This window comes from Schleiferilactobacillus harbinensis DSM 16991 (genome assembly GCF_000425885.1).
Taxonomy (GTDB): Bacteria; Bacillota; Bacilli; order Lactobacillales; family Lactobacillaceae; genus Schleiferilactobacillus; species Schleiferilactobacillus harbinensis.
In genome coordinates this window covers 1-12,352 of record NZ_AUEH01000023.1, presented here as the reverse complement: position 1 = coordinate 12,352, position 12,352 = coordinate 1, and the positions used below count along the sequence as shown (strand labels likewise).

Genomic DNA, 12,352 nt, shown 5'->3' with positions numbered 1-12,352 from the left:
TTATTCCTCCTCGTTCTTGACCGCTTGGGCGATGAACCCATGGGCCCTTTGCAACCGTTCAGCCGCTGCCGCTTTAGGCAGTTGCGTCAAGACCATCACAATGGCCAGCTTCACGTTTTCACCCGCGGCAGCGAAAGCTTCGGCCGCCGCATCCGCGTCGGTGCCGGTGGCTTGTTGGATGATCCGCTTGCTGCGTTCGACCAGTTTCTCATTGGTCGGCCGCACATCAACCATCAAGTTGCCGTAAACTTTGCCGATGCCGACCATGGCCCCGGTGGAGAGCATGTTCAGGATCAGCTTTTGCGCCGTCCCGGACTTCAACCGGGTCGATCCGGTCAGAATTTCCGGACCCACCGGGCATTCGATGGCGATTTGCGCATGCTGGCTGATCACCGCGTTGTCGTTGCAGGCAATACTGATCGTGGTGGCGCCAATGGCATCAGCGTAATCCAGCCCGCCAACGACGTAGGGGGTGCGGCCGCTGGCCGAAATACCGACAACGGTGTCGACCGCGGCTAATTTGTGATCGATCAGGTCCTGCCGGCCCAGCGATACGGAATCTTCCGCGCCCTCCACGGCGACGGTCATCGCCTGCATGCCGCCGGCGATCAGCCCTTGCACCATTTCGGGATCAGTGCCGAAAGTCGGAACACACTCTGCCGCGTCCAAAACGCCCAAGCGGCCGCTGGTACCGGCGCCGATGTAAAATAAACGCCCGTGATGATTAAAAGTTTGAATAATGGCTGTAATGGCTTGTTCAATGGCGGGTAACGCCCGGCTGACACTGACGGGGACCGTCTGATCCTCGGCGTTCATTGCCGCGGCAAATTCATGCACGGACATCGTGTCCAAATGCATGGTTTTCTGATTGCGCGTCTCGGTCGTCAATTTGCTCAGATCCATAATGTTTTCTCCTTCCGGGGTGTTCATATTGGCCGATGCCAATTGAAACCCTTTTCTTAAGTCTTCTGTAGTGTAGCATGATGGAAATGCGGTTTCAATAGTAAATGTAAAAGAAGCTAACAAATGAAATAATATATCAGACGGCAGCAAACTCCCATCAATTCCCCTTCCTATTGTTATTTCAAAAGGAACGGCTAAAATTAGTTCTAACGGATAGGGAAGCGGGAATTGAATGACGAAAACAACGAAATTATTACGCCGCTTAGCGACCGGGAGTCAGAATTTGTTGGCGGACAACCTGGTGGGCGTTTATTTGCATGGATCCTATGTGTTGGGCGGGTATAACCCGGCGGTGAGCGATTTGGATTACATTATGGTCGTGATGCGCCGGTTGACGGTGAAAGAAAAGGCCGACTTGATGCATTTCACGACTGAAGAACTGCTGCCGCTGGCGCCGGCGAAGGGTTTGGAGTTCCACGTGTTGTTGTTGGCCCACACGCGGCATTTCCGGCATCCCATGCCCTTTGATTTTCATTTCTCCGAGTACCATCGGGCGGAGTATTTCCGTGATCCGGAGGCTTATATTGAAGGAATGCAGGGTACGGATCCAGACTTGGCGGCCCATCTCATGGTGATTCAGCAGCAGGGCCAGGTGCTCACTGGTTTGCCCATTAAAGATGTGTTTGCCCCGGTGCCGCCAGCGGCTTATTGGCAAAGCATTGTTTTCGACATTGCGGATGCCACGAAACAGATTTTGAATCAGCCGACGTATGTTACCCTGAATTTGTGCCGTGTTTTGGCCTATCGGGAAAATGGGGCAGTGCTGTCCAAGCAGGCAGGCGGCGAGTGGGGTGAGAATCATTTGCCCAAACTCTATCAGCCCTTGGCTTCCTATGCTCTGGCGTCTTATGAGGGAGACGAAGACTTGAAGACAGTGGACGGGACGATGCTGGACCATTTTGGCCCGCATCTGCTGATTCGGTTTGCCCATGAATGTGTTTCGGTGGCGGTGGATGCGAGTCAGAAAGGCGGTCAGCAATGAAGCAGACGAATACGTTAATTACTGGGGCCGATAAGGGTATCGGCTTTGAAACAGCCAAGGAACTTGGTCAACGGGGCCAGCATATCCTGCTCGGCGCCCGCAATGCCCAGCGGGGCCAAGCGGCCATTGAAAAATTGCGGGCGGCGGGCGTCGCCGCAGATCTGATTTTACTGGACGTGACCGACCAAACGACTATTGATCAGGCCGCGCAGACGATTCAAGACCGGTGGGGCTATCTGACAGTTTTGATCAACAATGCCGGAGTTGCCTTGGATCATCATGAAGCGCCGGAGAAAATGCCCATGGCGGTGATTCGGGCGGATTTTGATGTGAATTTCTTCGGCGCGGTCGCCGTCGCGCAGACGATGATTCCTTTGCTGCGCCAGGGCCAACCAGCCAAGATCATTAACGTTTCCAGTAATATGGGGTCTCTGGGTTTGGCCAGTGATCCCAAGAGCCGGTTCTACCGGGCTAATTCCTTGGGTTACCAGTCGTCCAAGGCCGCGCTGAATATGGCCACGATTTCGCTAAGCAAAGCCTTAGCTCCAGAGATTACTGTGAACGCCGTCAATCCGGGCTATACGGCCACAGAGTTTGGCGGTTCCTGGGCGGGTGAACAAACTGTTGCCGAGGGTGCAGCGAAGATCGTGGATCTGGCGCGGGATGAGGCACCCCGAGTGACGGGCCAATTTGTGGAAACTGCGGGGCAGCTACCGTGGTAAAAAAGAGCGTGTCGCAGTCATCATTCGATGATTGGACACGCCCTTGATTATTCTTGGATTTTTTTTGCTAACTGTAATTCATCTCGAATCAGCAGGCCGTTTTCCGCGACTAGCGGGATTTCGGGTTTAATCGCGCGGGCTTTTGCTACCGCATCAGGGAATACTGCCCTGATTTGATAGCCTCTTTTCTGATAGAACGCCAGCGCGTGCAGATTGTCATTCGTCGTAATGACGGCGATCCGCTGTAATTGCTGTTCTTGCACCAGCTGTTCCGCCGCATGCATCAATTGCGACCCAATGCCCTGGTTCGGCCGCAGGCTGTCCAGCGAAATTATTTCGAGTTCATCAGGTTTGATAACATAGCTCAAAACGCCGACGATTTGCTGCTCAACCACGGCAACAAAACCATCTAGGTTTCGGATATCATACTGCCCGGAAGAAACCACCATATCTGTGGCACCCCACAGGCGTTGAAACAGGGGCACGACTTGCTGGCGATAGGGGGCAAGCGGGTGAATGATCATCATCAATTTCCTTTCTGTCTAGGCCTCTGCTAACTGCCGGCGCAACGCCCGAATCTCGGCAATATCCGCCTCAGGGTCCGCCATCAGGGCATCGATTTGGTGCTGCAGCAATAACTTAGTTTCACTGGTCAGATGCACTGGCGCCGTTCGCTCTGGATCGACTAGCCGATGATCGCGGATCGTGTAGATTTGCTGGGCAACCCGCTGAGTGAAAGTCTGGTCGTGGGAGATTAAGAGCAAGGTGCCGGGATAGCTGGCTAGAAAGGTGCCCAGGGCGTCGATGGCTTTCAGATCCAAGTAATTGGTGGGTTCATCCAATAGCAGGAAGTTGTAATCACCGACCAAAATTCGGGCTAAGTTGGCTTTTACTTGCTCGCCGCCGCTGAGGGTACCGGCGTTTTGGGTCCATTGCGCTGGTGGAAAGCCCAGTCCGGCCAGCAGATTGCGGATCAGATGAACATCTTGGTAACTGTGGCCGGCGACATTCTCCCAGAGGGTTTGGTCGCGATCTAAAGTGTCCAGGTCTTGGGCAAAATAACCGATGCGGGCCAGCTGGTTCCACCAGACGGGTTGCGGCCGGGCCATGATGTCTTTGAAGAACGAGGTCTTGCCGGTCTGGTTGGGCCCGGTGATGGCGACTCGCTGGCCGGCGGGCACTTTCAGCTGAATGTTTTGAATCAGCGTCTTTTTCCCGCGGACCACTGTCCAGCCGCTGACCCGAAGCATCGTATGCCCGGCCAGTTGGGGGGCGGTTAAGTCTTTGAAATGCAGCGGCCGTTCTTTCTTCACCCGATCTGGGGGCACCATCCGATCGATCCGGTGTTCCAAGGCCATGGCGGTTTGGGCTTTCTTCCGTTCCGACTTGTCGTGACTGGTTAAGCCCGCCGCTTTTTTATCAGAATTGCTGAGCTTGCGCGTGTTGCCCTTTTTCAAACGATGGGCTTGCTGCAGACGCTTTTCGACTTGGATTTCTAATGCCTTTTTCTTTGCTAAATAATCGTGATACGCTGCCTCGGCCTTCTGTGCTTGGCGTTGTTCAGCCTGGCGGTAGGCGGCGTAGTCGCCGGTGAAGACGGTCACTGTGGGGCCGCCGAAGACGATGATCTGGTCAAAAGGCTGGGCCAGCAAGGCTTCATCGTGGCTGACCACAATCAGCGTGCCAGCGAAGCGGGCTAACTCCCGGGCCAGCCAGTGCTGATTGAGCAGGTCAAGATTGGCTGACGGTTCGTCCAGCAGCAGGATATCGGGCTGCTCGCCCAGGACGTCGAAGATTTCGCGTTTAACCTGTTCACCGCCGCTTTCGCTGCTGAAGTCTTTCAGCTGGGGCACATAACCGATTTTGCCAACGGCTTGGATACGCGGATCATCATTGGCCGCCAGCATCTTGAGCAGCGTTGACTTGCCGGTGCCGTTGGGACCGATAATGGCGACCCGCTGGCGGCGATTCACCGTCAGCTGGGGCAGGGTAAAAAGCGGTTCGGCGGCATCGGAAAATTGAAATGATAAATGATTGATTTGGATGGCTAACATATAACGCACTTCCTATTCAGTTGCGAAAAGGGAGCGGATCGCGGGTCAAAAATAGCCCCGATCCACCGCGATCAAGGCTATTTGGGTACACGCCACCAATGTCCCAAAAACCAGCCTTGATCACCAACAGTCCAGACGACTCCCTTGGCATAACGTCAAGGATTGTTCGTCTCTGCGGTGGCTGAGGTTAGTTTTTAGTTTGCACTGTGGTTGTACCTCCGTGATTAATTTAGTTCTAAGATAACATGGGCTTTTTTGAAAGTAAAGGGATGCCGTTCAGCCATTGTATTTCACGTGAAACAATTGTCCGGCAAGCAAAGCACTTGACGGCGCAGTGAAATAAGTCGACGATAACGAAAAAAGGAGGCAGCGGGTATGGCCGAACAATCGACGGATGCATTGCGCGATATTTACAACCTGATTTTGAACAAGGGCACTCGGGATTGGGAGCGCCAGAAATTACAACAGGCCAAGACAGAGATAGAAACCGGTGCGGCCATCCCTGCGACTTTGGAACGGCTGGAAGCCGTATTGCGGCCCCTGGCCAGCCGCAATAATCTCACCCCGGCAATGACCGACTTTTATGCCCGGCTCACGAATGATCCACTGGGCGACATGGCCTTCGATTTTACCCGCCATGAAGCGGCTGATCTGCCCCATGAAGATCGGGCCATCTTTGGCGGCGGCTGTTTCTGGTGTATGGTCGAGCCGTTTGAAACGATGCCTGGGATCGTGTCGGTGCTGTCGGGTTATACCGGCGGACACACCGCTGAACCGACCTACGATCAGGTGCTGACCCAGACCACCGGCCATGTGGAAGGGGTAGAAATCATCTTCGATACCCGGGTGGTCACATATGCCCAGCTGGTGGCATTGTATTGGCAATTGACCGACCCCACCGATGCGGGCGGCCAGTTTGAGGATCGGGGAAACGAATATCGGCCGGTGATTTTTGTCCGGGATGCCGTTCAGCGGAAAATTGCAGAACAGTCGAAGCAGGCCTTGATTGCGTCTGGCAAATACCGCCGGCCCATCGTGACCGCAATCGAGGCTGCTAGTACTTTTTGGCCGGCAGAGAACTTCCATCAGCAGTTCTATAAAAAACAACCCAAACGTTACCGGCAAATCGAAAAAGCCCGTCAGCAGTATCTCACTTGGCAAAATCTGCAAGGGCGGCTGCGGCGAGCACGTTAATTTGTTTTCGTTTGGTTCAGGCTGGTGTAGATCAGCGAATCAGTCGGATGAACATGGCCGTTGACCACGAGCGGCTGACTCGCTAATTGATAGTGATAGGTCCGGACGACATCGACCCGCTGGTCCTGGCTCGTCGTATTTTTAACAGCAATTTGATACGTACCCTGGGGCAGGGCCTTGGTCCACCGATATACATCACCGCTGCGGTGCAGGCGGTACACTTGATTAGTGCGGACATTGCGCAAGGTCACCTGTACTGTCGTATTGAGGTGGATCTGGACCGAAAAGTACGTGGCCGGACCATTCAAGGCAACCTTTTCCGTCAGTACCGTGCCTGGCGCTACCGTCGCGGCCTTCGCGTGGTATTGGGTGGATAATTGACTGCGCTGGGCAGCGACGACGGTGCTTTGCGGAGTAAGTGTGACGATGGTGTGCGCCCAGAGCGGCAGGGCGGTCAGCGCTGCCGCCAGGGCCACAAGAGCCAGGTCAGGCTGCGTTTGGTCGGTCTGCCGGGCCGGGACAGGCAGCGCGGCCAGCTGATAGAGCAGCAGCGGGAGAAGCACCTGACCATAGCGTTCTTCCACTTCCCAGAGCAGGGTGTGGAACGCAATATACCCCAGCGCGGTGACAATCGTCAGCAGCAGGACCGCATCGCGGGGGGCGCGGAGTTGCGGCCGCCAGCCCCACAAGCGCCAAGCAACTAAGAACAGCAGCGCGTCGGTGGCGATTTGGTAACTGAGTGCGGTCAAAGCTTCGATGAAGGCGGCGTGTTTTTGATACCACGCGGGTGCGGCCCGGAAGCCGCCGTCCCCCCAAGTAAGAATATCCCGGACGGTGAAAAAGGTCCGCAGTTTCGTCAACCATAATTGAAACAAGCCGCTGATCCCTAATTTCTTGACCCGTGCTGTAATTGTGGCGACATCATAGGTTTGCCGGGTCTTGCTGGATAATTGGATCTCATGGCTTACGTCGGTACCGCTGTACATCCCCTGCGAGCTGGTGTTAACCCCCATCAGCAGCCAGGAAGTGACCGGCAGGGCAAATTCGGTATGCGGCTGATAATTGCTGGCCTTGCGGATCATCTGGGTTGCCGGCGTACTGAGAGCAAAGCCTAGCAGAATGATGGCCAGCGGCACGCCCAGAGCGGTCGCTTTCAAGGCCTTCTGGCGAAAGACCAGCCAGCCGACGACGGCGATTGCCGGCAGCAAAACGATCAGGTTCGGCTTAGTTAGTTGGCCGAACAAAACGGCGATACCTAAGAGCGTACCATTGATGATCCGCTGGCGGCGGGTTTTGGTCGGCCAAAGCAGCAGCGTGCGGAAAATCACGAGCAGCACCAGCATGGCGGGCAAGTCAGAATAGAAGACTTGCAGAAAATACGTATAGGCAAACGGGGTGGCGGCCATGAGGGCAAAGGCGCCGATTAAAACGCTGGCCCGTTGGGTGACGCGGCGAATCGTGGCCAATACTAACAGGATGAACCCATCCAGCAGGATCAGACTCAGCAGATGGACGGCCAGGTTGGTGGACAGGCCCAGTACGTTGGTCAGCCGGAGCCAAAGCGACAGAAAAAATGTGATGGGTACATTGTTCGGATAGCGCCAGAAGTAAGTGATGTTCCAAGTCATGTGACCCGCGGCCATTTTGTCGGCTTGCGCCAAAACGCGATAGGCATCGTGGTAAACGGTCACCGGCATGAATGTCAAGACGAGGATCTGCCCAATCACCATCACGAGCAGACCGGCCCCGAGCACCTGGTTGATCCGCCGTCGGGGCAGCCCGTTCAGAATCGGCGCCAGCCAGTGCGCCGCGACCAGGACCAAGACGCTGACGGTCAGCGCGGCCGCCGTCACCAAGCGGGTGCTGGTTCGCAGCAGGCCGCTGGTCGCGCCGATAATGAGGCAAAGGGCTAGTAGGCCAGGCAGAAAAGCCGGCCGCTTGATTTTACGCATGATACTCACCTCTCTTGTTGATGATTTTGCAATCTTGCCGAGATTAACCGGTACAGTCGAGCGCTGACCCGGGCCGCGAATGGCCGGGCCAGCAGCCAGCAGCCGCTGGCGAACAGCAGGCCGCCCAAGATGTCAGAAGCAAAATGATCCCGCAGATACACCCGGGAGCCGGCGACCAACCCGATCCACACGATGCCGATTAGGGTCGCCGCCAGCGCTTGTTCCTGGTCATCGATCAGGGGAATGATCACGAGCAAGATGGAAAAGACCAGGACCGCGGTACACACTGTGTGGCCGCTGGGAAAACTGAACCCTGTATCGGCGGTCAGCTGTTGGGTGGGCCGCGGCCGCTGCACGATGAATTTGACCAGTTCGGCCCCGGCAGCAATGGTCAACTGCAAGCCGCCTAGCAAAAGACTGCGCTGACCAGCGCCCCGCCGCCAAAGATAAACACAGAGCAGAAAGGTTAAGCTCAACACGATGGCGGGACTGCCGCAGAAGGCGATGATGTTGAAAATAGCGGTATTCAACGGGCTTTCTGCTGGAATTAAGGCGGTTTGCACTTGCTGATCCAGCGCCGTGACCCAGACCGCATGGCCCATGACTGCCACCGTCAGACCGCCGAAGAGCAGTAATAAGAGGGCGCCGATCAAGCGGTTTGACTTAGCGCTCATTATTCGGCACCGCCTTTGCGGAAACGGTGCAGCACAAGTCGGATGATTGATATGAGTACAAAGATTGACATGTTTAGAACTCCTTTGATTCGTGACGGATGGCAGACCAGTAACAGACCAGCAGGAAGAGACAGTAGCCGAGGAGGGCCAGCCAGATATTGACAGTCGGCCAATGCCTGGTAAAAACAGTGCCCAGAGCGATGCCGCTGCCGGCTGCGAGGGTGACACGGGCCAGAGCAGTGAATGCGGGTTGACGGTGGTAAAGCGTAACGCCCAGCACAGTTCCGAGGACCATCCCGACCAGGCCAGCCCCGAGTATCGGTAAAGTTACCAGCCAGACGAAGAACAAACCCGTACCGACGGTGAGGCCAATCTGTTTGATCAATTGGCGGTGGTGCGCCGACCAATACCGGCCCGTGCCGCCATAGAAGAGGCCAGCAATCACGGGGCTGCCCAGCCCAATAATCAGCAGGGGAATGTTAAATAACCAAGCCGTGAATTGAATGAGCATACCAACGGTCAAACTGACCAGCAGTGCCGCGGAAGAATCAGGTCGGCCCGCTTCTTCCGGCAGGCTCAGAAATAAGAAAAAAGTGGCCAGAATGATCACTGGAAATGAAATATCTTTACCCAGAGCGGACATTGAAAATTCACCCAATGCCGCGGTGAACAGTGTCCGCAGGTCGGCAGACCACGGGTGCGGCGGCCAAGTTGCTGAATGAGCGGCCATAGCGGGCGGCCCCCTTTCTGACACTGTTCAGAATAGAACCCGATCAAATATCCGCCCACATAAGAAAAATGAACTGAATCTGAAGAATCTTCATGAATGGCGGGGCGAGCGGGCCAGACCGGCATTCGTTTCTGAATTTTTTTCAGATTGGCGTTCCCAGATCTGGAAAAATATTTTTTCAAGAGGCTGAAAATGATGGCATACAAACAGGCCGCGAACCCGAAATACGAGTTTGCGGCCTGTTTATGTCCAGTCACTTATTGATTGGGGGCGGTATTGTTAGCTGGCGGCAGGGTCAGCTGAATGATCGTGCCCTGGGGCTGATTGTCGGTGATGGTGAAATGCCCGCCGCTGACCTTGGCCAGCTGGGCGGCGATGGCCAGGCCCAGCCCGGTGCCGGGAATTGAGCCGCGGATATCGGCACTGCGGTAGAATCGATCAAAAATGTGCGGCTTATCCTCAGCACTGATGCCCCGCCCCTGATCGGCGACGGTCAAGACGCTGTTGCCGGCAGCATCTGCATGCAGCGTGACGGTGATCGTACTGTTGGCGGGGGAATACTTGGCGGCGTTGCCCACCAAATTATCGAGAATGTGATCGATCGCCGATGCTGTACCGCGCATGGTCAAATTGGGTGCGATGCGGCTGATGATTTTTTGCTTGACCGTGGGCAGCAGCGCTGTTAACTGGGCTGTCACGGTTTGCGACAAGTCCAGCAGCGGTGCTGGCCCGGCCATTTGGTCCGCCTGGGACAGGGTAATCAATTCGTTGACTAATTCCTGCATCTGCCGGGACTCCTCGGTGATGTAATGCACTGACTTGGGGATAATCTCTGGGTGATCGGTGCCATGGCGGTCAATGAGCTGGGCATGGCTGCGAATGGTCGCAATTGGCGTGCGCAGTTCATGGGCGGCGTTCATGATGAAAAACTTCTGCTGCTCCTGGCGGTCGTGAAGCTGAGCCAGCAGGGCATTGAAGTTGACGGCCAGATCGGTGACTTCGCTGGGCTTAGCCGGTACGGGCAAAGGCGTTGCCCCGGGATCCTCCGAGGCCTGGATCGTCTTAGTGCTGACGGACAGCGACCGCAGCGGATCAGTGAGCCGATGGGCCAGTCGGCGAATGTAGAACGGACTGATGAGCAGGGTCAAAACCAGAATGATTACCGTCACTTCCATCACCCGGACCAGAATATTCACTTGGCTGTTGAGACTTTGCCAGAGATCGTAGCGGATGCCCCGGGCGTGGGCCATTTGATGGTAGAGCAAAACGCCCTGGCGGGGCTGATAGTACAAATTACGAAAGAGCGGGACCGCGGTGGGCGGCACGGCCAGCAGTTTTTTTGTATTCGGTGAATAATAATGCCGTACTTTGGCGTCTTTGCGCATATTCGTCACGACGACATAGCTGGAACTGGTATCTAAGGTGCTGTTTTTGCGCCAATTTTCCCAGTCATCATCGCCGTCGATGGTTCGTTTCTTAACGCTCTCCACGAGGCCAACAGACGCCACTGCGGTTTCGCGCAGCAGCTGATGGCCCACCGCAATGGTGATCGCCACCCCCAAAGACAGGGTGATGACCGCCACCATGGCGACTAAATTGCGCAGCATAATGGCTGCGCTGGTTTGCTTGTGCTTCCCCATAGTGTTCGCCCCCATCACCCCGCGGCAACATTGTCAGAAATCATATAGCCCGTCCCGCGGACTGTATGGATCAGTTTCTTTTCGTCTGGCGTATCGATCTTGGCGCGCAATTCGCGGACGTAAACGTCGACAATGTTGGGCTGACCTTGGAAGTCCACGCCCCACACACTATTCAGCAGGTCGTCCCGGGTGCAGGCCTGGTCCTGATTGGTCAGCAGCGCCAGCAAGAGTTCATATTCCCGCGGCGTCAGCAGCACGATCTGGTTGTGCCGCTCGACTCGTTTAGTTTCAGTATTCACTGTTAAATCATCCAAATGGTAGACGGCGGCCGTTTGCGGTCCAGCATGACTGTGGCGCAGGGCTACAGCCACCCGGGCCAGCAGTTCTTCCATTTCAAACGGCTTGGTCAAATAATCATCCGCTCCGCCGGTCAGACCGGCCACTTTGTCGCCGATGTAATCCCGGGCTGTCAGCATAATAATCGGCACTTGGCTGGTCCGGCGGATGCGGCGCAGCACACTGAACCCGTCTAGCCGCGGCAGCATCCAGTCCAGGATGATCAGATCGATCTGGTCGGCGTGCGCTTTGAATTGGGCCAGCGCGTCCAAGCCGTCTTTAGCCCACAGTACCGTCATGTTTTCAATTTCAAATTCCGTTTGTAAAGAATCAGCGAGACCTTCCTCGTCTTCCACGAGTAATAGCGTTGTTTTCAAATGCCCAGCCTCCATTTTTAATCCTCAAGGATACTGTCTTTCGTCACGCATAATATAGCACAGACCGGCCAGCAGAACGAAAATGAGGAAAGCTTGGCAGGAACTTAGTGAATGATAGTTCATTGCTGTAAGAGGGCGGACTGGATAAAAGCCTTCCGCCTGATGGAAGAACTCAAAATCCTACGCCAAACCATAAGAAAATAGTTAAGCATACCATAAGATTTCCCACCAGGGTACGTGCTACACTGATTTTAGGAGGTGAAATAGATAACGAAAAGGACGTAATGGGGAAGATCCGCTTCCTAAAAGATGGCGCATGGAATGCGAGCAAAGCAGGCGATGATTAGTCTTTCAACTGGTAAAGCATGTGAGTTGTCGCCGCTTGACCGACTTTCAGCACACGTTTTGGGGGACTTTTTATGAAGAACTGAAACTTGAAAGCCCGAAAGTGCACTGATGCCTTGGTAATTGTGAGATGGCGGCGGGAATGATCTTGTTTTTGTCAGATTCCTAATAGGTCGACAAGATTCTTCGGAAGAAAACTGACAAAATGGTCAACGATGTTATTTATTACTTCCTCTGCCGTGCCCACTAAAGTGGCTCCCAGTGTGGATAGTGCCTTCAGAAGCCATGCCAGTGCTTGCGTTACTGCAATGTCTGGCATGACTTCATTCATCTCGTAAAACAGATCGCCAAGTGTGCGTTCATCCTCGTTTAACCGCTGTTGC

The 12,352-nt window shown here is 55.0% G+C and carries 11 protein-coding genes and 1 pseudogene; 3 read left to right on the top strand and 9 right to left on the bottom strand.

From position 1 onward, the window contains the following. On the bottom strand, positions 1–903 hold the full coding sequence (gene murQ / locus H627_RS0108270; RefSeq protein WP_027828580.1) for an N-acetylmuramic acid 6-phosphate etherase: 903 nt from the start codon (positions 901–903) through the stop codon (positions 1–3). Between the two features lie 232 nt (positions 904–1,135). On the opposite strand from murQ, the gene H627_RS17565 reads away from it, so the two are divergent. Both H627_RS17565 and H627_RS0108260 read left to right on the top strand, forming a co-directional pair. Next, complete coding sequence (locus tag H627_RS17565) at positions 1,136–1,945, top strand: aminoglycoside adenylyltransferase domain-containing protein (protein ID WP_063515996.1); 810 nt, start codon at positions 1,136–1,138, stop codon at positions 1,943–1,945. Next, positions 1,942–2,667, top strand: coding sequence for an SDR family NAD(P)-dependent oxidoreductase (locus tag H627_RS0108260; RefSeq protein WP_027828579.1), 726 nt, complete (start codon positions 1,942–1,944; stop codon positions 2,665–2,667). The genes H627_RS17565 and H627_RS0108260 overlap by 4 nt, the downstream gene beginning before the upstream one ends. A 47-nt stretch (positions 2,668–2,714) precedes the next feature. Here the strand turns inward: H627_RS0108260 and H627_RS0108255 are convergent, their stop codons facing one another. Beyond that, positions 2,715–3,194 (bottom strand): GNAT family N-acetyltransferase, encoded by a 480-nt coding sequence (locus H627_RS0108255; RefSeq protein ID WP_226999193.1) that lies wholly within the window; start codon positions 3,192–3,194, stop codon positions 2,715–2,717. Positions 3,195–3,209: 15 nt separating this feature from the next. Next, on the bottom strand, positions 3,210–4,721 hold the full coding sequence (locus H627_RS0108250; RefSeq protein WP_027828577.1) for an ATP-binding cassette domain-containing protein: 1,512 nt from the start codon (positions 4,719–4,721) through the stop codon (positions 3,210–3,212). 375 nt (positions 4,722–5,096) lie between these two features. Here H627_RS0108250 and msrA point away from each other — a divergent pair, with 375 nt between their 5' ends. After that, positions 5,097–5,915, top strand: coding sequence for a peptide-methionine (S)-S-oxide reductase MsrA (gene msrA, locus H627_RS0108245; protein ID WP_027828576.1), 819 nt, complete (start codon positions 5,097–5,099; stop codon positions 5,913–5,915). On the opposite strand, the gene H627_RS0108240 is transcribed toward msrA, so the two are convergent. The 6 genes and pseudogenes from H627_RS0108240 to H627_RS20485 form a co-directional block, all read right to left on the bottom strand. Then, positions 5,912–7,867 carry a YfdI family membrane protein gene (locus tag H627_RS0108240; RefSeq protein ID WP_027828575.1) on the bottom strand — a complete coding sequence of 652 codons (1,956 nt, stop codon included), beginning with the start codon at positions 7,865–7,867 and terminating at the stop codon, positions 5,912–5,914. The genes msrA and H627_RS0108240 overlap by 4 nt on opposite strands. Positions 7,868–7,872: 5 nt before the next feature. After that, positions 7,873–8,541, bottom strand: coding sequence for a phosphatase PAP2 family protein (locus H627_RS0108235; protein WP_027828574.1), 669 nt, complete (start codon positions 8,539–8,541; stop codon positions 7,873–7,875). A gap of 73 nt (positions 8,542–8,614) precedes the next feature. Beyond that, complete coding sequence (locus H627_RS0108230; protein WP_027828573.1) at positions 8,615–9,271, bottom strand: hypothetical protein; 657 nt, start codon at positions 9,269–9,271, stop codon at positions 8,615–8,617. Positions 9,272–9,528: 257 nt separating this feature from the next. Continuing rightward, a complete protein-coding gene (locus tag H627_RS0108225; protein WP_027828572.1) occupies positions 9,529–10,911 on the bottom strand; it encodes a sensor histidine kinase in 1,383 nt (460 codons plus the stop codon). A 14-nt stretch (positions 10,912–10,925) separates the two neighbouring features. Continuing rightward, complete coding sequence (locus H627_RS0108220; RefSeq protein ID WP_027828571.1) at positions 10,926–11,624, bottom strand: response regulator transcription factor; 699 nt, start codon at positions 11,622–11,624, stop codon at positions 10,926–10,928. Positions 11,625–12,126: 502 nt separating this feature from the next. Beyond that, positions 12,127–12,352: pseudogene (locus tag H627_RS20485) on the bottom strand (IS4-like element ISLho3 family transposase); the annotation flags it as partial.